At 37.2% G+C, this 21404-nt stretch carries 18 protein-coding genes and 1 tRNA gene; 16 read left to right on the top strand and 3 right to left on the bottom strand.

What is annotated here, in order from left to right; translation table 11 throughout:
- The first annotated feature begins 9 nt into the window (after positions 1-9).
- The 14 genes from KIK00_RS01695 (at position 10) to KIK00_RS01760 (ending at position 13827) form a co-directional block, all read left to right on the top strand.
- The gene (locus KIK00_RS01695; RefSeq protein WP_255814846.1) at positions 10-423 is read left to right on the top strand and encodes a carboxypeptidase-like regulatory domain-containing protein; all 414 of its coding nucleotides are present in this window, start codon (positions 10-12) and stop codon (positions 421-423) included.
- A 247-nt stretch (positions 424-670) separates the two neighbouring features.
- The gene (locus tag KIK00_RS01700) at positions 671-1492 is read left to right on the top strand and encodes an alpha/beta fold hydrolase (protein ID WP_255814847.1); all 822 of its coding nucleotides are present in this window, start codon (positions 671-673) and stop codon (positions 1490-1492) included.
- 26 nt (positions 1493-1518) lie between these two features.
- On the top strand, positions 1519-2007 hold the full coding sequence (locus tag KIK00_RS01705; protein ID WP_255814848.1) for a MaoC family dehydratase: 489 nt from the start codon (positions 1519-1521) through the stop codon (positions 2005-2007).
- A 135-nt stretch (positions 2008-2142) separates the two neighbouring features.
- Positions 2143-3054 carry an alpha/beta fold hydrolase gene (locus tag KIK00_RS01710; protein WP_255814849.1) on the top strand — a complete coding sequence of 304 codons (912 nt, stop codon included), beginning with the start codon at positions 2143-2145 and terminating at the stop codon, positions 3052-3054.
- Positions 3055-3086: 32 nt separating this feature from the next.
- Positions 3087-3719, top strand: coding sequence for a hydrolase (locus tag KIK00_RS01715; protein WP_255814850.1), 633 nt, complete (start codon positions 3087-3089; stop codon positions 3717-3719).
- 19 nt (positions 3720-3738) lie between these two features.
- A complete protein-coding gene (locus KIK00_RS01720; protein ID WP_255814851.1) occupies positions 3739-5127 on the top strand; it encodes an alginate export family protein in 1389 nt (462 codons plus the stop codon).
- 20 nt (positions 5128-5147) lie between these two features.
- On the top strand, positions 5148-5891 hold the full coding sequence (locus KIK00_RS01725) for a M17 family peptidase N-terminal domain-containing protein (protein ID WP_255814852.1): 744 nt from the start codon (positions 5148-5150) through the stop codon (positions 5889-5891).
- Positions 5892-5897: 6 nt separating this feature from the next.
- Positions 5898-7787: an amidohydrolase gene (locus tag KIK00_RS01730; protein WP_255814853.1), complete on the top strand. Its 1890-nt coding sequence runs from the start codon at positions 5898-5900 to the stop codon at positions 7785-7787.
- Between the two features lie 11 nt (positions 7788-7798).
- A complete protein-coding gene (locus KIK00_RS01735) occupies positions 7799-8224 on the top strand; it encodes a DoxX family protein (RefSeq protein ID WP_255814854.1) in 426 nt (141 codons plus the stop codon).
- Position 8225: 1 nt separating this feature from the next.
- Positions 8226-8699, top strand: coding sequence for a Dps family protein (locus KIK00_RS01740; RefSeq protein WP_255814855.1), 474 nt, complete (start codon positions 8226-8228; stop codon positions 8697-8699).
- Positions 8700-8703: 4 nt separating this feature from the next.
- Positions 8704-9369: a YoaK family protein gene (locus KIK00_RS01745; RefSeq protein ID WP_255814856.1), complete on the top strand. Its 666-nt coding sequence runs from the start codon at positions 8704-8706 to the stop codon at positions 9367-9369.
- 111 nt (positions 9370-9480) lie between these two features.
- Positions 9481-11682, top strand: a complete 2202-nt coding sequence (locus KIK00_RS01750) for a histidine kinase dimerization/phosphoacceptor domain -containing protein (protein ID WP_255814857.1) — start codon at positions 9481-9483, stop codon at positions 11680-11682.
- Positions 11683-11693: 11 nt separating this feature from the next.
- Entirely contained in the window at positions 11694-13046 is a 1353-nt protein-coding gene (locus KIK00_RS01755) for a sigma-54 dependent transcriptional regulator (protein WP_255814858.1), read from the top strand.
- Between the two features lie 139 nt (positions 13047-13185).
- Positions 13186-13827, top strand: a complete 642-nt coding sequence (locus KIK00_RS01760; protein ID WP_255814859.1) for a TMEM175 family protein — start codon at positions 13186-13188, stop codon at positions 13825-13827.
- On the opposite strand, the gene KIK00_RS01765 is transcribed toward KIK00_RS01760, so the two are convergent.
- Complete coding sequence (locus KIK00_RS01765) at positions 13806-15365, bottom strand: sigma-54-dependent Fis family transcriptional regulator (RefSeq protein ID WP_255814860.1); 1560 nt, start codon at positions 15363-15365, stop codon at positions 13806-13808. The two genes, KIK00_RS01760 and KIK00_RS01765, sit on opposite strands and share 22 nt — an antisense overlap.
- 586 nt (positions 15366-15951) lie before the next feature.
- On the opposite strand from KIK00_RS01765, the gene KIK00_RS01770 reads away from it, so the two are divergent.
- A tRNA-Lys gene (locus tag KIK00_RS01770) sits at positions 15952-16024 on the top strand.
- 284 nt (positions 16025-16308) lie between these two features.
- Here KIK00_RS01770 and KIK00_RS01775 read toward each other — a convergent pair.
- Positions 16309-17478: a recombinase family protein gene (locus KIK00_RS01775; protein WP_255814861.1), complete on the bottom strand. Its 1170-nt coding sequence runs from the start codon at positions 17476-17478 to the stop codon at positions 16309-16311.
- 435 nt (positions 17479-17913) lie between these two features.
- The gene (locus KIK00_RS01780) at positions 17914-19269 is read right to left on the bottom strand and encodes a hypothetical protein (RefSeq protein ID WP_255814862.1); all 1356 of its coding nucleotides are present in this window, start codon (positions 19267-19269) and stop codon (positions 17914-17916) included.
- 683 nt (positions 19270-19952) lie between these two features.
- Here KIK00_RS01780 and KIK00_RS01785 point away from each other — a divergent pair.
- Positions 19953-21296: a hypothetical protein gene (locus KIK00_RS01785; RefSeq protein ID WP_255814863.1), complete on the top strand. Its 1344-nt coding sequence runs from the start codon at positions 19953-19955 to the stop codon at positions 21294-21296.
- Positions 21297-21404 lie beyond the last annotated feature (108 nt).

Raw genomic sequence — 21404 nt, forward strand, 5'->3', positions numbered from 1 at the left:
TGATTTAAAATGAATCTGCTATCGGTTGTTTATCTTATAAAGGTATACGAGGGGTATTTCAAATTTGAAGGCATAGCATATGGAAAATATTACCTAATACTTAGTTCAGTAGGATTTGAAAGTATCACCAGAGAGATTGAGCTGACAGAAGGAGCTTTTAAATTTGCCGAGCCATTTGTTATGCAGCAAAAAGGACATCATTTGGATGAAGTGGTTGTTACGGCAAAAGACCTGGCTGCAGGAGATGTTGTAAATATTAAGCTGATTGCAGTTTCTAAAAGATATTATGATTATTTCCGCAAACTACTGAATGCTTCCGGCTCTGACAGCGGTCCGTTTTCTACGACTCCTACTTCTGTTAATGGAAATATTAGTAACTCAACCAATTCTGCCAATGCACCTTTGGGTTACTTCAGATTGTAAGAAGTGGATGCCAAAGATTATACTATTCAGTAATATTCTCAGGTATATTGGAGAACTTTAACAAAATAAGATTAAATAAAAAGGCAATTTTTATATAAAATTGAATAGTGTAATCATAAAAATACGATATTTCGTAGTTTATTTTATTGTGATTGTTTAAATAATGTATTGTAAATCAGGTTGTTTGTTATTTTGGGTTACTTTTTGGCATTATGCTCATAAGTTTAATTCAAAAAAATATACAACAATGAGTACATTAACATTAAAAGACGGAACAGAAATTTTTTACAAAGATCAGGGGCAGGGACCTGTACTGATGTTTCACCACGGATGGCCTTTATCATCTGATGACTGGGATGCGCAGGTTATTTTCTTCTTACAGAAAGGTTATAGAGTGATTGCCCACGACAGAAGAGGTCACGGCCGTTCCAGCCAGAATATCTACAACCATACTATTGAACAATATGCTTCTGATGCCGCTGAACTGGTAGAATTTCTTGATTTAAAAGATGTTGTACACATTGGACACTCAACAGGCGGTGGTGAGGTGATCCGTTATGTCAACAAATATTCTAATGGAAGGGCTAAAAAAGCGGTTCTGATCAGTGCCATTCCTCCGGTAATGGTTCAGAGTGAGAACAATCCTGATGGTGTTCCTATGGAAGTTTTCGATAATATCAGAGAACAGACTCTGAACAACAGAAATCAGTTTTATTTTGATCTGACTTTCCCTTTCTATGGTTATAACAGAGAAGGAGCAAACGTAAAAGAAGGAGTACAGAGAAACTGGTGGAGACAGGGATTGATGGGAGGAATTGTTGCCCATTATGACGGTATCAAAGCCTTTTCAGAAACAGATTTAACCGAAGATTTAAAAGCTGTTGCTATTCCTGTTTTGGTGTTGCATGGTGAAGATGACCAAATTGTTCCTATTGCAAATGCAGCATTAAAATCAATTAAATTATTGAAGAACGGAAAGCTGATCACTTATACGGGTTTTCCACATGGTATGCCGACTACAGAGCATGAGACAATCAATAAAGATCTTTTGGAATTTATTGCTGAATAATCATCACTCAATTCAAATCCAAAAATATGGAAAACTCAAAAACTTACGAATCGCCATTCAATCCTGAAGATTTTTCTATTGTTCCGGCTCGTACGTTCGACGAACTGAAAGTAGGTGAAGTGTTCAGAGCACCAAGCAGAACTCTTACTGATGCACATGCTTCAGCTTTTCAAACGGTCTCCTGTGATAATCATCCGATTCATTATGATGTGGAATACGCAAAAAGATACGGCCACGAAGCTCCCGTAGTTCACGGTTTGCAGGTATTGGCTTTTACCGCACCAGGAGCAACTCTTTTGCCTCACTATTTCGGAAATGTTTTCATTGCTTTTTTAGAATTATCATGCAATTTTTTGAAGGAGGTACATTCAGGAGATACTATGTATTCTTCGTTAGAAATTACCGATTTAACACCACAGGGAGACAAAGGTATAGTTACTACAAAAGTAACAGTCTATAATCAAAAATCTGAACTCGTGTTGGAAGGACAGCATAAATATTTACTAAAAAGATAATTCCTTTTTTTGAATCTGCTGTCTTCTTTTTAAATAGAAACCCTTTTTAAGGAAGGCAGCTGATTCAATACTTTATTACCACCTTGACATGTTTAAAATAAATCTGTCAAAAATCAACCATTAAATATCATCGTTATGAAACTAAAATTAATTCTTGGTGCTGCCGTGTTATTGCCAACGGTATTCTTTACTAATATGAACGCACAAAATACGGCGAAATCTACAAAAGGCAGAGCAGAATATATCGAAGTGGAACCTAATGTAAGACTTCATGTTTCCGACCTTGGAGAAGGAAAACCAGTTGTTTTAATTCACGGTTATCCGGTAAGTGATGCTTCCTGGGAGTACCAATATCTTCCTTTAATCAAAGCGGGTTATCGTGTTATAGGAATCACTCTGAGAGGATTCGGACAGTCGGACAAACCGTATGGGAAATATGATTATGATCAGTTTGCCTCTGATATCAAAACTGTTTTAGACAAATTAGATATCAAAGATGCTACGTTGGGTGGACATTCTATGGGCGGTGCAATTGCTTTGCATTATGTGGCGAAATACAATAGTGCTCATATCAGTAAATTGGCATTATTCGCTGCTGCTGCACCTGTTCATACTAAAAAACCTGATTATCCTTATCCGTTATTTACCAAAGAAGACATTACCAAATGGATAGACCTTGTAAGCGTAGACAGACCGGGATTATTGAATACGATAGGTGAAAGATTCGTTTTATCTGCAACTTCTGTTTCACCTGGTGTAGGTACCTGGTTGGGAGGGATCGAAATGCAGTCATCTGCTTATGCAATGGAGCAGGCGTTAATTGCTTTAAGAGACGAAGATCTTCGTGGAGATTTACCGAAAATCAAGATTCCGACCCTTATCATGCAGGCAAAACAGGACAGAATAGTGGCTTACGCTCTGGCAGAGCAAATGAACAAAGCTATAAAAGGATCTAAGCTTATTCCTTTTGAAAACAGCGGACATGCATTGTTCCTAGAAGAAAAAGACAAATTCAATGAAGAATTATTGAAATTTCTTACGCAATAAAATTTAAACTAAAATAACATCTAAATAACTTTATGAAACCATCATCAAAATTACCTTCTCCTGAAAATCACGCGCTGGTATTGATCGACTTTGAAGGACAAATGGCATTTGCAACCAAAAGTATCTCTATGAATGAGCTGCGTAATAATGTTGCGGTAATCTGTGGAGCTTCTAAAATATTCAATGTTCCAACCATCGTTACAACCGTTGCTGAACAAAGTTTTTCAGGTCCTGTTTTCCCGGAAATTGAGGAAGCATACCCTATGGCAACATCAGGCTATATCGACAGAACAACAATGAATACCTGGGAAGATGAAGCTGCATATAAAGCAATCGTAGGAACACAGAAACAGAAGCTGGTTTTCGCAGGATTATGGACAGGGGTGTGCATTGTAGGCCCAGCACTGTCTGCTCTCGAGGAAAACTATGATGTTTACGTAATCACTGATGCTTGCGGAGATGTAAGTGACGAAGCTCACGAAAGAGCCATCCAGAGAATGATCCATTCAGGAGTAAAGCCTATGACTTCAATTCAGTATATCCTGGAACTTCAGAGAGACTGGGCACGCCAGGAAACATATGGTCCTGTAACTGATCTGATGAAAAAATATGGTGCTTCTTACGGATTGGGTATCCACTATGCCCATCATATGCTGAATCACTAAAACCTATATACCTCTTTCAATGTTGAAATCTGCACCTTCAATACTGCTTTTAAAAGCTTTTATCATAACAGTTCTTTTATTTTCTGAAACTTTCTCATCTCAGAGTTTTAAACTTCTGCGGTATGATGAAAATTATGAATACCTGAAAGATTCCACAAAAAGCTTTTATGATAAAATTAAATATCTTCCTCTCAATGAAAAGAAGAATATCTATCTCTCATTGGGTGGTGAAACAAGGTATGAATATGTGGATTTCAACAATGAAGATTGGGGAAGGCTTAACATAGGACATAACGACTTTTTTCTGCAGCGCTATGATCTTCATGCAGACTGGCATTTCGGGAAAAACTTCAGAATATTTTCACAGATCAGAAGTGCTTTGCAAAATGGAAGGAAAAACGGTTCAAGAGGTATTGATGAAGACCAGCTGAGTATTCAGAACCTCTTTGTGGATGCCAGCTTAGTGAACAAAGAAGATCAGAAGCTGGTATTCAGACTTGGAAGACAGGAGCTTGACTATGGTTCCGGAAGATTAATTTCTGTAAGGGAGGGACCGAATGCAAGGTTGCCATTTACAGGAGCTAAAATCATGTATTCCTATAAAAGTTTTTCTGTAGATGCTTTTGCGATGATGGCAGATACTGTCAATACCGGGGTTTTTGATAATCTCATTTCTAAGCAGCTCAATCTTTGGGGGCTTTATTCCAAAATTATTATTCCTAAAGCCGGAAACCTGGATTTATATTACCTGGGAATCCGCAGGGACGAGTCGGCTTTCGAAGCGGGGATGGCAAAAGAAAAACGCCACACCATCGGCGGAAGACTCTGGAAATATGGCGGCGGATTTATATATAATCTGGAAGCTGCCTACCAGTTCGGACGCTTTGGAAATGAAGACATCAGCGCCTGGACAGGCTCTGTGGATATCGGATACCTCTTTGAAAACTTTAAATTCAGTCCAAGCATCAACCTGAGAAACGATTATATATCAGGAGATCATTCAAAAAACGACGGAAAGCTCAATACATTTAATCCTTTATATCCGAAAGGAGGATATTTTGGCTTCAGCCCGCAGGTGGGGCCCGTCAATTTAATTGATATTCATCCGTATATGACCCTGGATATGACTTCTAAGCTCAAAATGCAGATGGATGTTGTCTTCAACTGGCGATACTCTCTGAATGATGGGGTCTACCGGCCTAGCGGAGTATTAAACCGTCCGGGAAGCGGCTCAAATAAAAGGTATGTTGGAACCGCTTATTTAACAAGCTTAGCATATAGTTTCAACAAATACTTTTCTTTGGTGAGCGGACTTCAGTATTTCCACAAAGGTCCTTTTATTGAAGATATCATTCAGGATGCAAAAAGCGGTGTTTTCTGGAATGTCCGTCTGGGATTCAAATTTTAATCATTACTAAATCATTTATTATGCAAAATTCAATTTCAAAATACATCAACTGGTCAAAATCAATCTTTACAGCATTGATTTTGACAACAGCGGGGACAAACTTCGTTTCAGCACAGGCTGTCGTAGAAAAAACAGTGGTCGGAACCTCAAAAACATGGGGAATTGTTGACGGGATTTCTGTGGTAGGCCTGGTACAGGGACCTTCTGCTGCCAAAGCAGATTTACAGATCGCCTGTGTTTTCGAGTACACCGAAGGAGATATTTTCAATCCGCCTGCGCTCCCTAAGGAACTGAACGGAATGGTCCATCTGGATGAAGCACTACAAGGAGTTATTACAGAAGTTCGTAAAAAAGGACAGTTCAAAGGCCATGCTTTGGAAACATTATTAATTAATCCTCCAAAAGGAAGTCTTGCTTCTGGAAAACTCCTGCTGATCGGATTGGGAAACAGAAATTCTTTTAATGCTGAGCTTATGAAAGAGGTAGGAAGTGTTGCGATGAGAGAAGCCCTAAAGTTGCAGGTACACACCGTATCATTTGCCAGCGATATCAAAGATGCCGGGATTGATTCTCCAACAGCCTTAGTGGCAGAAAATGTGGTTTTGGGTGCTTTTGATGCTTATCGTACACAGTCTTATTTAAATACCCTGCATTTATCTGACAGAATGAAATTAAAAAAACTGATTCTGCTGGCCGGTCCATCTTTTTTTACCGTTGCAGGAGGAGGAATTCAGGATGCTATTTCAAAGTTGAACAGTAAATAATCAAAGATGAAAGCAGATCTAATTGTATACAACGGAAAAATACACACTTTCAATAAAGAAACACCCGAAATTTCTGCAGTAGCCATTAAAGACGGGAAAATTATTGCAGTTGGAAATGACGGATTAGCAGATCAGTTTGCAGATGATTCTACAGAATTGATTGATCTTAAAAAGAAAAGAGTGGTACCTGGGATTAATGATTCTCATATCCATTTGATTCGCGGCGGATTGAATTATAATCTGGAATTAAGATGGGATGGTGTTCCTTCACTGGCCGATGCACTCAGAATGTTAAAAGACCAGGTAGATCGTACACCTTCACCGCAATGGGTACGTGTAGTAAGAGGATGGACAGAGTTCCAGTTTGCAGAAAGAAGGATGCCAACTTTGGAGGAAATTAATGCCATAGCTCCTGAAACACCGGTTTTTATCCTGCATTTATATGACAGAGCTTTAATGAACAGAGCAGCTTTGAAAGCGGTAGGATTTACCAAAGACACTCCGGCTCCGGCAGGAGGACATATTGAAAGAGATACTAACGGTGAACCTACGGGACTGATTATTGCCACACCCAATGCCATGATTTTATATTCAACATTGGCAAAGGGCCCAAAGCTTTCTTATGAACATCAGCTGAATTCTACCAGACATTTTATGAAAGAACTGAACAGATTCGGAATTACCAGTGTTATTGATGCAGGAGGAGGATTCCAGAATTTTCCGGACGACTATCAGGTGGTGAATGAACTGAATGAAAAAAAACAGCTTACTGTAAGGATTGCTTATAATCTGTTTACACAGAAACCTAAGCATGAATTTGAAGATTTCAGTGAATGGATCAATACCGTAAAATTATATCAGGGTGATGACATGTACCGTCACAATGGGGCAGGAGAGATGCTGGTATTTTCGGCTGCAGATTTTGAAGATTTTCTTCAGCCAAGACCGGATCTGCCTGAAAATATGGAAGCTGATCTTGAAAAAGTAGTCCGTTTACTTGTAGAAAACCGCTGGCCTTTCAGACTTCACGCAACCTATAATGAAAGTATCACCAGGTTTTTAAATGTTTTTGAAAAAGTAAACCTGGATATTCCCTTTAATGGTCTTCCATGGATTTTTGATCATGCAGAAACCATTGATGAAAAAAATATCGAACGGGTAAAAATGCTTGGCGGAGGAATAGCCATTCAGAGCAGGATGGCTTACCAGGGAGAATATTTCGCAGATCGTTATGGTTCCTTTGCTGCAGAAAGTACACCACCCGTAAAAAAAATGCTGGAAATGGCAGTTCCTGTAGGTGGAGGCTCGGATGCCACAAGAGTAAGCAGCTATAATCCATGGGTTTCTATGTATTGGTTAACAGCAGGGAAAACAGTTGGCGGACTTCAATTGTACCATGAAACCAGATTGGACAGGGCAACAGCTTTGGAATTATACACAAAAGGCAGTGCATGGTTTTCTCAGGAGCAAAAGAAAAAAGGAGATATCGCAGTAGGAATGTTTGCTGATCTGGCAGTTCTTAATGAAGATTACTTTAGTGTTGAGGATGAAGAAATTAAAAATATTGAAGCGGAAATGACCATTGTAGACGGAAAAATAGTATATGCAAAAGGAATATTTTCATCCTATGCACCGCCATCCATCCCCGTACTTCCGGATTGGTCTCCTGCAAATCTTTATAATGGGTATTATTCAGCCGGCGGACATTTGCAGAAAGAAATTGAGAAAAATGATAAAAAGTATGTAAAACCAACATTAACCTCCCAAATTCATAGTTGTACAGGGAACTGTGACATTCACTATCATAATCACAACCAGGCAAGAATGAGCAATGTGCCTGTTAATAATTACCACGCATTCTGGGGAGCTTTAGGTTGTTCCTGTTTTGCTTTTTAAACGTAAAAATTATGGAAATTTTAAAACAGATCCTTTCCTCAGATTTAGGCTCACCAATGAATAATACTGCATTTCTGATTTTCCGGGCACTCCTTGCTATTCAGCTGTTCAGAGTACATGGTTTAAAGAAATTCAGACTGGAAAACGGACAAAGAGAAATGATACCAAATCCTTTAGGATTACCAGATAAACTCAATGCTATGGCAGCTTCATTTGCTGATCTGGTGGTTCCGTTTCTGATTATTTTAGGATTGGGAACCAGACTTGCGGTATTACCAACTATAGGAGTAACGGCAATCGGATATTTTGTGGTTCACAGAAAGGATTCACTGGAAGTGCGGGATGTTCCTTTTATGTACACGCTGTCGCTGTTACTCATTCTTGCATTGGGTGCAGGAAGATATTCACTTGATTATTACTTATTAAATATATTATAAAATGAAAACTTCAATCGGAATTAAAAACGAAAATTTAGCAAAAGTTGCTGAAGTACTGGTTAAAACTTTAGCAGATGAATTTGTATTGTATACCAAAACAAAAAAGGCACACTGGAATGTAGAAGGTCCGGATTTTTACAACAAACATTTGTTTTTTGAAGCACAGTATGAACAGCTGGACGGTATGATCGATGATCTGGCTGAAAGAATCAGAATATTGGGACATTATGCGCCGGCTACTTTAAGGGAATATCTTGCTTTAACGCATTTGTCTGAGCATCACCTGGAATCGAACGACAGTCTGACTTATATCAGAGAACTGCTTTCCGACCACGAAAGTATCATCATTCATTTTCGTGAAAATATTGAAAACTTTGCTGTTGAATTCCGTGATTCAGGCACAAGCGATTATATTACCGGATTGCTTGAAACACATGAGAAAATGGCCTGGATGCTTCGTTCACACTTAAAATAGAAAAATGGAAGTAAAACATAATATCGGTTTTGTTACCTTATTGTTAACCATGATTGCCGGATACTGTGATACAGTAACCTTTGTAGCGGCAGATGCTCTTTTTTCTGCACATGTTACAGGAAACTTTATTGTATTTGCCTATCAGTTTGTGAAGGGATCGGATATTCATGCATGGGTAAAGCTGCTTACTTTTCCGGTATTTATTCTCGCTGTTATGGCGGGAGGAAGGATTGCTGGGAAAGTCATCAATCATTATACACTGTTATTCTGGGAAGGAGCATTGCTTCTTTCAGCAGGAACTATTGTTGCAGTTTTCAGTTATTACGGAATATTTTCGGAAGTGGTGATGTATGCTGTTGCTATGATTACTGTCTTTGCTATGGGGCTTCAGAATGCTTTCGGAAAACTGTATGCGAAAGAAACTCATGGTCCGACTACAATGATGACAGGAAATGTAACCCAGGCCTCTCTGGATTTCGGAACACTTTTGTCAAACGGCTTTCACAATCCTGAAGCATTGGCAAGCCTGAAAAAGCAGCTGATTACCATACTCGGATTTCTGGTGGGCTGTTTTTTAGGGGCTTATGCAGGAAAGCAGCTAGGGCTGGTAACACTGATTCTACCGGGGCTGGCAATGATAATCTGTTATTTTTACCACCGTAAAAACTAGCACAGGACTGTGGTAGATTACAGGATAATAGATTACCTTTAAAAAATGAATTTCAGCCTGTATTTTTTATCTAAAAATCTACTAAAGATAGTATGTTTTTCATTGGTTTTTATGTTTTCATGCATAGCAGAAGCACAGACCAAAGAAAATCCTGCACTGTTGAGAAAACAGATTTCCTCTTCAATAAATAATGCTCAGAAAATCACTTTATTGCTGCGATTGAGCAATTATTACATTACTAAAAAAGGAGAATTTAAAGCTGATCTCGACAGTGCAGCTATTCTGAACAGACAGGCAAGAGCGCTGAATATGAAGTCCGGAGATCCTATGTCTGCAGGAAAACTGATATTTCTGGATGCTAAAATAGATAAAGAAAGAGGAAACAAAAAAATTGCCTTTTCCAGAATGAAAGAGGCTCTTTCTTATTTTGAAATCCATCAATTTAAGGAACAGTCCGGAGAAGCATACAATGAATTATCCTATATGTATGACAACAAACCTGAATATTTTGATACTAAAATTAAATTGAAAGAAAAAGCATTGGAACTTTTTACAAATTCAGGATCAAAGCTGAATCAGGCAGGTGTTTTAAAAGATCTTGGCGAGCTTTATTATATCAAAGAAACCCCTGATAAGGCTCTGGGATTACTCAAACAATCCCTGTCTGTTTATCAATCGTTGAAATTCAGAGAATTACAGAGTGTATACAATCTTATTTCCCAGGTTGAAATTCAGAAGGCGGACTATGAGGAAGCCCTCCGCTATGGCCTTCTTGCAGAAAAAACAGCGGAAAATGTAAATGATTACTCTTTGCAGATGTGCTCTATTTACAGCAATATCGGAATGGTATATTATTATCTTCGTCAGAATGATGACGCCATGAAATACTGGGAAAAGTCCCTGGCTACTGCAAAAAAGAATAAAGATAATACCTATATCAGAACGGTTGCCAATAATATTTCTACGATGCTGATCAGACAGAAAAAGTTTAAGCAGGCCATAACCATGATAGAAGAATACAAGGAACGGTACCCGATTGTAGACCAGGATTTTGAAATGTCCGAAAACTATATTCTGTTCAGCACCTATACTATTTTAAAGCAGTTTGGCAGTGCTGAAGCATATTACAAAAAATTGGTAGCCTATTACGGTGAAAATGCGGAAAAAAATAATCAGCAGGCCTCATTGCTGCGAAGTTTTGTTTTTTATCATTACCAGACCCGGAATTTTGATAAAATGTATCGTGAAGCCAGACTTTTCGATTCAATAACCAAAAATAACGGGAATGATATGCTTCGTTCAGAAAATCATTTAATGTGGTTCAAAGCAGATTCCGTACAGGGAAAGTACATTGATGCCATAAAACATTACCAGCTGTACAAAAAGCTTTCTGATTCTGTTTTTAATGGTGAAAAAAGCAAGCAGATCGGCAGTCTTAAAATTCAGTTTGAGACTGAGCAGAAGGATAAAAATATTCAGTTGCTGACACAAAAAGCAAAACTGCAGGATATTAAAATTGCTAATGATACCTTTATCAGATATGTCTTTATTGGGAGCATTCTGGCATTGATCCTTTTTGCTGCTTTGCTGTATAACCGCTCAAGATTAAAAAGTAATGCAAATAAAAACCTGGAACTGAAACGTAAGCAGATTGATGAACAGAATGAACAGCTGAAGAAATTACTTTCAGAAAAAGAATGGCTTTTAAAGGAAATCCATCACAGGGTAAAAAATAATCTGCAGATTGTGATCAGTCTGCTGAACACACAGTCAGCTTATCTTGACAATGAAGATGCCCTGATGGCCATTCAGAACAGCCAGCACAGAATGCACGCCATGTCCCTTATCCATCAAAAGCTTTATCAGTCTGATAATCTTTCAATGATTGATATGTCATGGTACATTTATGAGCTGATTACCTATATCAAAGAGTGTTATTCATCAGATAGGAAAATCAACTTTACGGTGGATACAGACAAAGTGTTTCTTGATGTTGCACAGGCAGTTCCCATGGGGCTGATTGTCAATGAAGCGGTTAACAATACCGTAAAATATGCCTTTCCGGAGGATGAGAAAGGTGAAGTGACTGTTTCGTTCAAAAATAAAGGTGAGGACCTTTGCGAATTGATTATTTCAGATAATGGAGTAGGACTTCCTGAAGATTTTGATATGGAGAAAACGGAATCTTTGGGAATGAATCTGATGCGGGGGCTTACCGATCAGCTGGATGGAACATTCCATCTCGAAAATAAAGATGGATTAAAAGTGATGATTACCTTCAGAAAAAATATAGAAATTACTCCTTCAAACTAAAGCTGATTATAATGAAAGAAAAAATATTAATTGTAGAAGATGAATTTATTGTTGCCAATGATCTGAAACTGATGCTGATGAAAGCCGGTTATCAGATTACAGGAATTGCTTCTTCAGTGGTTCAGGCCAGAAAACTGATTGCAGAAAACAAACCTGATTGGGTACTACTTGATATCATCTTAAAAGGTAATCTTACAGGAATTGATCTTGCCTGGGAACTGCGTGAAATCAACCTGCCTTTTCTTTATATTTCAGCCAATACCAATCAGTCAACCTTGGAAGCCGTGAAAGAAACACAGCCCTACGGATTTATGGTAAAGCCGTTCCGTGAACGTGATATGATTGTCATGCTTGATATAGCAAAATATCGTTATGATATGGAAAGGGGCCGTGAATTGTGCGTTGATACTGGAAATAATGAAGTGATTGAAGGAATTATCGGAAAAAGTAAAGGGCTTCAGGATGTTGTTGAAAAAATAAAAGTTGTTGCCCCTACAGAAACTTCTGTTTTGGTGGTAGGAGAAAGCGGAACAGGAAAGGAAAAGGTGGCCCATTCTGTTCATGAGCTTTCAGATCGCAGTACTCATCCTCTTGTTGTAGTAAATTGTGCAGCACTGCCTCATGCGCTTATTGAATCCGAGCTTTTTGGTCATGAAAAAGGAAGCTTTACAGGGGCCAATACATTGAGAATCGGAAAATTTGAACAGGCTAATGGAGGAACGGTATTTCTGGATGAAATAGGTGAGCTGCCATTAGATTCGCAGGTTAAATTGCTAAGAGTTTTACAGGAAAAGGAAATCGAAAGACTGGGAGGAAATAATACCATTAAAGTAAACGTAAGAATTGTTGCAGCTACTAATCGTTCCCTGGAAAAAGAAGTGGCCGAAGGAAGATTCAGGCTGGATCTGTATTACCGTTTGAATGTTTTTCCTATTGAACTGCCTCCGCTGAGAGAAAGAAAGGAAGATGTCATATTGCTGGCCAATTTTTTCCTGAATAAATATGCTGCTGCTTCAAGAAGAAATATCACTTCAATCAGCGAAAAGGCATTAGAACAACTTTTGAATTACCACTGGCCTGGAAATATCCGTGAGCTGGAACATCTTATTGAAAGAAGTGTTTTATTGACAAAAACCACAGAAATAGAAAGCTTCGATCTGCCTAAGATCATTGAAAAACCTTCTGAAACACCATACCAGCTGAAGTCATTGGAAGATATGGAAAGAGATCATATTATGAATGCGCTTCAGAACTCCAACGGAAAAGTTTCCGGGCCAGGCGGCGCTGCAGAGCTGTTGAAGGTTCAGCCCCAGACTTTATACTCAAAAATGAAAAAATTAGGAATCGACAAAGGGTATAAATAATCGGGAGCAAAGCTAGTCCGGGAAAGACTTTAGCCAATATCTCCTTTTAATTTTATTAATAATCACTCTTCAAATTGTTTGAGGATAAAATATTTACGCCTTTACGTATAATAATCAATGAACAAATAATCAGATCATTATGGAAAAAGAAACACTTAGAATAGAAGGATTCAGCGACGCTGTTTTTGCAATAGCCGTTACTCTTTTAGTTTTAGACCTTCACTTCCCCCAGGAAAATTCAATAAAGAGTGGAAATGATTTGATGATTTTTCTGAGTAATCAATGGCCTTCATTTTTGGCATTTATCCTTTCATTTTTCAGCATTTTCATTATGTGGGTGAATCATCATAAAATCTTCAAACAGATTTACAGCAGGAATTCTGCCATCATGTTTGCCAATGGGCTGATCCTTTTTCTGGTTTCGGCAGTTTCTTATCCTACAGCTTTGCTGGCCCGTTATTTTGACGGTCAGGCTTCTTCCGTTGTCGTGGCAATCTATACCAGTATTTTTGTTCTGATCAATCTTGCCTACAATCTATTGTGGTTTGTGGCCACCCGTAATAAAAAGCTTTTACGCCCCGGAATTACCAATGCTGCTATAAAACAGATCCGTAATAATTACTTATATGGGCTGCCTATCTATATTATTGCGTTGATTCTGTCGTTTTGGTTTCCTGCAGTTTCCTTACTGATCATTTTGGGGCTTTGGATTTTCTGGGCGTTGTCTTCCGGAAAAATTGAAATGACATTAGATAAAGATTATTCAGATTCCTTGAAATAGTGCTTTTTTTCTATTCCAAGTTTCCCCATTTTGGAAATCAGTGTAGTTGGTGGTAATCCCAGCAGCTTTGCAGCACCTGTTTCCCCGAAAATACGTCCGTTACATTTTTTGATTATTTTTAAAATATATTCCTTTTCAAATTCCCGTAGCGTTTTAACCTGAAAATCCTGATCCGTGTTTTGAGAGTTAATAACTTTCGGAAGATCCATTTCCCTGATCATATCTCCTTTTGCAGTCAGCATGCTTCTTTCAATCATATTTTCCAGTTCACGGATATTACCAAGCCATGGATTGGCAATCATCATTTTTATTATTTTCTGTGAAAAACCTTTGATCTTTTTGCCTGTTTTCAGGGATAGTTTCTCAAGAAAATAGTCTGCCAGCAAAGGAATATCTTCTTTTCTTTCCCGTAATGCCGGAAGATGAACAGGAAATACATTAAGTCTGTAAAAAAGATCACTTCTGAACCGTCCTTCCGCTACTTCTTTTTCAAGGTTTCTGTTGGTGGCTGTAATGATCCGTACATTTACTCTGATTCTTTTGTTTCCACCAATTCTTTCAATCTCTTTTTCCTGAAGAACTCTTAGAAGCCTGGCTTGTAATTCCAGGGGAAGTTCACCTATTTCATCCAGAAAGATAGTACTGTTGTGTGCCTGTTCAAATTTTCCTTTCCGCTGTTCCGTTGCACCGGTAAAGCTGCCTTTTTCATGTCCGAACAGTTCAGATTCTATCAGATTGACAGGAATGGCTGCACAGTTTATTCTGATCATCTTTTTCCCGGAAAATTCTGAAAGTTCGTGAATGGCCTGTGCTATAAGTTCTTTCCCTGTGCCCGTTTCTCCAAAGATGATTACATTGGATTGCGAAGGAGCAACCTGTGAGATCTGTTCGAAAATATGCTGCATCACTTCACTTTCTCCCACAATTCCCTGAAAACCGTATCCGCTTTTCTTTTCTTCTCCGGCTTCTTTCGGGAAGTTCTGAATATTTCCCTTAAGTGCTATCAACTGTTCCTGAACATCAATATTATGAAGGGTAATTGAAAGCTGGGTAGAAATACCATTTAAAATTCTTTCCGGAATATCATTGGACAAAATGAAATTTCTGTAAAAAAGGAAAATTACGCTTTTACTTTCACTGACAGCAGGCAAACCCAACCCGATAACCATTCGCATTCCCGAATTTTTAGCTTTGGTAAAACAAGAAGGAAGCGGTGACAGTTCTTTCAGATCAAAAAGCAGGGGGTCCGCAGAATCAAGACAGCTTTTAACATACATATCAAGCTGATTATCTATAGTACAATTTTGATTTTCTACCCAGCTGCTGAGAATTTCAACAGTTTGTTTGTAATCCTTTATAACCATAAAATCATTAAATCCCAGTTCTGTTTTGAAAGACTTATTTAAAACAAGCTGAAGCTGTTTTGGGTCCAGAATGGTAGACAACTCTTTTGTTAAACGAGAAATAATAAACTGTTCTTTCTGCATTTCCTGCAGGCGTTTCATCATTTCTGCATTGGGATCAGAAGACTTGCTCATAGAAAAATTCTTACTTGAAAGTTTAAAGATAGGAAAATTGAAAAGATATTCTAGGCAAACTGGTTGTTATGCTGTAAGAAATAATTAAATAACTTTAAAGGTATGATCGCCTATAAATCCTCATATATCTCTATTGGTACATTTAAGTGTATTAAAACTAACTACAAGATATATATAACTTAGCAGAGGTTAAGTTTAAGATGCTATTATTCCATTGATTCAAAAAGCTGGAATGAATATAATTGCTAAATAATAAAGTTAGATTGTTTTTATTTTTTAATATCATTTAATTGTAATTGAATCAGTATTTTGAATGTTTTGTAAATGTAATTTTACAAAATGTCAGGTGTTGTTTTTACCTTTTTTCTTTATCCATTTTTACTTGAATTATATTTCTTATTCATTTTGTAATATTTAAAATTCAAATAATCTGATCTGCAATAGAGCATGAAATTTTTGTCTCTGATTTTGTAAAAGTTAGCAGGGTTTTGCTCATAAAATGTCTGGAAAGTATTGTAAATAAAGAAAAACTTTCTATCTTTGCAGTCCCTTAAATAAAGGGATTTACTTAAAAAAATAAGTGACCGACTCGGTAGCTCAGCTGGTAGAGCAATACACTTTTAATGTATGGGTCCTGGGTTCGAATCCCAGCCGGGTCACTTGTTGGGACAAATCTAAAAAAGATAGATTTGTCCCATTTTTTTACCATTTAATTTGTTGGTATCCTGATAGATAAGTTCGACTGCTGAATTCATTCCTAGAGTTCGATGTAGTGTTCCGTCAAAAACCAAAAAATCAGGGAACATCGAACTTATGATACGTCTCTTTTCTTCTGTATTTCCGTTCTGATAGCGTATGTCAAGATTTGCAATCTTTTTTAACCCAGACTTAAATAGATCTTTGATTTCGTTGTTTACAGAAGATAAATTATTCAATCTTACTTCTAATTGTTCAATTTTTTCAGTGGTATATTTTTCTGAAAAATATACTCATCAGCTTCAATATCACGATCAATCTTTTGGATAAGAGCTTTCCTTTTACGATTGTTTAATTCTGCAATTTGATTTAATATATTTGTTCTTTCTGCGTTTTGAGTTTTCGTGTGTGCCTTAAAATCTTCAGTGAATGCTTCTATAAAAACATCAATCATTCCTTTTTTAGGTATTAAGGATTTAAGTTGTTTGAGAAAAACATCATTAGCAATTTCTGCTTTAAATCGAACACCACATGAGCTTGAAAAATGATAATAATTGTAATAGACTCCCATTTTTCCTTTTGATGCACTTCCGGTGAGCATTTTACCACATTTATGACATTTCAGGAATCCTCGTAAAGGCAAGTTGTCAATTGAAACTACCTTGGGTTTGATTTTTCTCTTCCTTCCATCAAGTATTTGCTGAACTTCATTGAACATACTTTCGGTTATGAGTGGTTCATGCTGTCCCCAAACAAAATGTGCTTTTTCATCTTTATGGGCCGGGATAAATATTTTTCCGCAATACAACGGGTTTCTTAAAGCTACCCAAAAATTATTTTTACTGAATCTGTATTTGCCACCGGTTTTAAAGCGGAGCATTTTCCATATTTGTTCAGTATTGTAATTGTTTAGAATAATTTGTTCGAAAGCCCATTTTAATAAAGGTCCTTTGACTTCATGTATACCGATATATTTCTTATTATCTTCTGTTATTTTATTGCAGTAGCCTAAAGGTGCTGTCCCCATATACCGGCCTTCTTTTTTAGCACGTCTCATTCCATAGAAAGTATTCAGTGATCTACGATCATTTTCTACTTCAGGAGTAGCAAGATAAAATGCAAGCATTATCTTGTTTTCTGGAATGTCGAAATCAAGGGGCTGTTCAATGGCTTCTGGCTCTACGCTAAATGAGCGCAGCAGATTGATCATTTGGTACGCATCACCAGCATTACGGCTAAACCTATCCCATTTTGTGAATAGTAATAGCGAAGCTGTTGTATTCTTTTTTATTCTCCGTAGAGTTGCTAGGTATTTTTGCCATTCAGGTCTATTAAAGGTCTTGGCAGAGAAGTCCTCAATGTAAACTTTGATTATGTTTTTATCACCTAAGAATAATTTATTCTTATTAATAAACATGGCACTAACTGTCTTCAGTTAGTGCCATTTGACTTTTGGAGACCCTTCACGAGTGTATCTTCAACACTTTTATCGATGATTGGGTTCGTTTGGGCCCAATAAAAAAGAATTACACAGCTCTTTTTATTGGGTAATATTAATACCAAAATTTAGGTTGTAATACTTTTTTTTGTATTAAAGAAAAATATTGTAATGATCAGCAAATTTCCATCAAAAAATTAATTATTATTAATATAGGTTCACATTATAAACTCTACCATTTCATTCCCAGGAAGTGGGGGGAAATTTGTAAAATACTAATTTTAACTATTGTTGCTGTTAAAATATGTCCCAAGAAAAGAATTTATTAAAAAATACTGTACTTGTATGTTGTTTAAGATTATTATGAGTATATTATAAAGTTGGTATTTTCTCTCATTAATGTTTAATATGGAATTAATTCCCAATCATCCACCAATTTGTACCATCACTCTGAATTGTTACTTTGGTAATATTTGTTCCAGAACTGCCTTCCAGGTCCATATTGTCTAAATTTGTAGTGGTTATGTTAGCATATTTAATTCCAGTACTGAAAGTAACGGTTCCGTTTCCGAAGTCATGATTTATAATTCTGTATAATCGCCCGGGACAACTATTTGCCGCTGGTAAGTTAATTGTTACATTTCCATTCCCTGAAGGGTTAATAATAGAGTAGGCACTGGTGTTGTTCAGATCAAGTATATTGCCACTGATTACTATTAATTTACCAGCAATTGTACCATTTACTTCCAATGTGCTTGCTGGCTTTGTTGTGTGTGATCCCACGGCTGTATTACCATTTTTAAGTATCGTAAAAGCATTTTCAGCAGTAGCTGAGGATTGCCCTATACCTACCTGTAAAATTGGGTCGGTTGCTATAAATGATGAAGAGTTTCCTGCGGTAAAAGCATTATACTGGCCAATTGCTGTATCATTAAATGCTTGTACAGTTAAAAAAGATCCTAACGCTTTAGCATATATCCCAGAACTTACATTGGTAAATCCCAAGGCTAATGAATGAATTCCAGAGGCATTATTCTGTTCTCCTAAAGCTTGTGCGAACTGGGCAGTTGCGGTATTGGTTAGCCCCTGCACAAAGGCATAATTAGAAGATGCTGAATTGCTGTTACCTAGCGCAATAGAATACGAACCCGATGAAGTATTGCCGGTTCCGAGTATGATACCGTTACGTGAATTGCTTGTATTATTAGATCCTACTATAAGGTTATCAACAGAAGTAGCTCCGGAAATCATGTTTTTTGTTCCGCTTGCTGGATTATCTTGGGCACCACCTATAATAAGATTTCCACGAGTATCCAGAACTCCTTTTTTGATATTGTTAATTCCAAATGTAAGGTCTTTAGCATCTGAATTTCCAATAAAGTTTCCGTCAATAGCATATCCTACAGAACTAGTTCCGGGATTTGTGTCTGTATTGCCGTTGATAAGCCAACTGTTGGGAGTCAGTTTCACCCAAAAGTTTCCATTATTATAATAATATCCTGTAGAATCAATGTTTATTGCAGAACCTGTTTGTGTTCCTGTAGAAGTATCATTTATGTAGATAAGTGTAGAGATTGGTACTGGAGTCATACTCTGAGCTCTTTGTCTGTCTATTCTGGGAATTAATAACCCATCAACTTCAGTAGAGTTTCCGGTAGGGATTTTCGCAGTAATATCTAAAGTGGAAGAAGGAGTGGTGGTATTCATGCCAATTTGTGCCTTTAAATTTACTATACACAGTAATGCAATAAGTATAATATTTTTTTTCATAGTATATGGTTTAGAATGAATCGGAGGTTGATCCGTACAAGAGATTGCAGAGATTAAAAATCTTTGTAATTGTAGAATAATATTATCTACTACATTTAGACTATCTTTTGGAAATGGCTAAACTCTAGTGAATCTGTACGGTTGGAGATAATAGCTGACTTGTTAATTTCCTGTACAAATTTATCCAATTAGAACAAAAAAATATTACTGCTTTTATACTGCGATTATTATGATGCTGATTTACAGGTCAAATTGCTCAGTTTCAGACCAATCATCAGTATTGTATATTTCTCAAAATCAGTGAAAGCAACATTTAGTTATTCTGGCTGAATAGGACGTTCTGCTTTCAGTAAATCCCGCAGGAAACAAGTTTTAGATTTAATTATTAAAATCAAATCGAGCCATATTAGTGCTGAATGGTTTTGAAAATCAGTTCTTTATGATTTGCAGTATAAATGCAGTAAGGATTGATGAGAGAAATTCTTATAATTTTATTGCATATCTAAATCATAGCTCTCGGGCTATTTAAAAAAATTGAACCCATTAAAAAGGTAAGATATTACCTTTTCCTGTTAATCCCTTTTTACGGATTGTATTTAGCACAAGTTGGAATAAGTACAAAGCCGTTTAAACAAGAACTGAATAGAAATTTAAATTATCCCTTAACAAAAACATATTCAAAAATGAACACAAAAAATTTATTTTCAATTGGTTTGTCATTACTAAGTGTAGCTTTTTTTGCGCAAACCGGCAATGTAGGAATTAATACAACAACACCAGGTACCACACTTGATGTTAACGGAGCTATTACCAATCGTGAAACAACAGTTAATGTTGTCAGTAATGCTGTTACTGTTCCCGCTAATATAAGTCAGGTACAGCTCACAGGAGCTGCTACGGGAACAGTTTCAATTTCGGCTCCGGCTGCACCTAATTCCGGACAAAGACTTGTTGTTTTTAACAATACATCAGGTGGTTTTGGTGCAACGCTGAATGGGGTTACAATCCCAAATGCGAAAGCTCTGGAATTTGTGTACAGCAGTGCAGGATGGAGAGCTACTGATGGAGGAACTGTAGGCGCAATTCCAGTTAATATTTATACAGCAAATGGTACACTCAATAGTAACAGAGTTGTATCACAGGGAGCTAATACCTTAGCGTTTACAGCAACTCAACCCAATGCTTTTTCAGTAGCCGGAAATACATTTTCAGTAGATGCTGCTAATAATAGGGTGGGCATTGGTACAGCTTCACCGGATACTAAACTAACAATCACTACACCAGATAATAGTTTTGGTTTCCATCATACGAATGGGACTGTTAGCCTTAAATCTTATATTGGAGCAGGTGCTGCCTGGATGGGAACAATAACATCACATGATTTAAACCTGGTAAGTAGTAACACTTCGCGAGTGACAATGACTGCAGGTGGTAATGTAGGTATTGCTACAACTACACCAACTAACACATTGGATGTAAACGGTAATGCTAGATTTCGTTCGTTACCCATACAAACCACACTTGGGACTTCAAATATGTTGCTTTCTGATGGCTCTGGAGTTGTTTCGCAGATTAGCAGTAATGACTTTATTAACACTTTGAAAACTCCAAATAATATTTTTAATGCTGAGCAGACGACCAGTATTGCAACCACCCTACCTGGAGGTGGAGCTTCTAACAGAGTTGTATTTGGAACAGTTAATATTGATACTGCCGGGGCGGGCACATGGAATTCGACTAATAATAGTTACACTGTTTCCAAAAAGGGGATTTATCATATTGTAGCAGGAGCAAAATTGGAAAATACTACTAGTGGTGCAAATTATGGACTTTATATTTATGCAGGTGGCCAGGTATGGACATTCAACGGGACTAGTCAAGTAGGGAATTTTTTTGTATTAGGTGGGACTTACGTAAAGTTGCTTAATGTGGGAGATGTTATTTATTGTGAAACAAGGACGGGTATTGGTAGCCCTAGCTATACTCAAGGGCAATCTTTTATGCATATTATCTATACTTCATTATAAATGAAATTATTCTAAATGAGTTTATGAAGTAACGTTTATCAATCTACTGTATCGGATAATGCATAGCAGTAATCATATGAAATGATAAAAGGTGAAAATTAGTTGCTA

The organism is Chryseobacterium sp. MA9 (assembly GCF_024399315.1).
Lineage (GTDB): Bacteria > Bacteroidota > Bacteroidia > Flavobacteriales > Weeksellaceae > Chryseobacterium.

Excerpts from the sequence above, each read along its gene's own strand:
- KIK00_RS01730 (WP_255814853.1), top strand. The coding sequence starts at position 5,898 with ATGAAAGCAGATCTAATTGTATACAACGGAAAAATACACACTTTCAAT.
- KIK00_RS01785 (WP_255814863.1), top strand. The coding sequence starts at position 19,953 with ATGAACACAAAAAATTTATTTTCAATTGGTTTGTCATTACTAAGTGTA.
- KIK00_RS01715 (WP_255814850.1), top strand. The coding sequence starts at position 3,087 with ATGAAACCATCATCAAAATTACCTTCTCCTGAAAATCACGCGCTGGTA.
- KIK00_RS01765 (WP_255814860.1), bottom strand. The coding sequence starts at position 15,365 with ATGAGCAAGTCTTCTGATCCCAATGCAGAAATGATGAAACGCCTGCAG.
- KIK00_RS01725 (WP_255814852.1), top strand. The coding sequence starts at position 5,148 with ATGCAAAATTCAATTTCAAAATACATCAACTGGTCAAAATCAATCTTT.
- KIK00_RS01710 (WP_255814849.1), top strand. The coding sequence starts at position 2,143 with ATGAAACTAAAATTAATTCTTGGTGCTGCCGTGTTATTGCCAACGGTA.
- KIK00_RS01740 (WP_255814855.1), top strand. The coding sequence starts at position 8,226 with ATGAAAACTTCAATCGGAATTAAAAACGAAAATTTAGCAAAAGTTGCT.
- KIK00_RS01755 (WP_255814858.1), top strand. The coding sequence starts at position 11,694 with ATGAAAGAAAAAATATTAATTGTAGAAGATGAATTTATTGTTGCCAAT.
- KIK00_RS01695 (WP_255814846.1), top strand. The coding sequence starts at position 10 with ATGAATCTGCTATCGGTTGTTTATCTTATAAAGGTATACGAGGGGTAT.
- KIK00_RS01745 (WP_255814856.1), top strand. The coding sequence starts at position 8,704 with ATGGAAGTAAAACATAATATCGGTTTTGTTACCTTATTGTTAACCATG.
- KIK00_RS01720 (WP_255814851.1), top strand. The coding sequence starts at position 3,739 with ATGTTGAAATCTGCACCTTCAATACTGCTTTTAAAAGCTTTTATCATA.
- KIK00_RS01760 (WP_255814859.1), top strand. The coding sequence starts at position 13,186 with ATGGAAAAAGAAACACTTAGAATAGAAGGATTCAGCGACGCTGTTTTT.
- KIK00_RS01735 (WP_255814854.1), top strand. The coding sequence starts at position 7,799 with ATGGAAATTTTAAAACAGATCCTTTCCTCAGATTTAGGCTCACCAATG.
- KIK00_RS01780 (WP_255814862.1), bottom strand. The coding sequence starts at position 19,269 with ATGAAAAAAAATATTATACTTATTGCATTACTGTGTATAGTAAATTTA.
- KIK00_RS01705 (WP_255814848.1), top strand. The coding sequence starts at position 1,519 with ATGGAAAACTCAAAAACTTACGAATCGCCATTCAATCCTGAAGATTTT.
- KIK00_RS01775 (WP_255814861.1), bottom strand. The coding sequence starts at position 17,478 with ATGTTTATTAATAAGAATAAATTATTCTTAGGTGATAAAAACATAATC.
- KIK00_RS01750 (WP_255814857.1), top strand. The coding sequence starts at position 9,481 with ATGTTTTCATGCATAGCAGAAGCACAGACCAAAGAAAATCCTGCACTG.
- KIK00_RS01700 (WP_255814847.1), top strand. The coding sequence starts at position 671 with ATGAGTACATTAACATTAAAAGACGGAACAGAAATTTTTTACAAAGAT.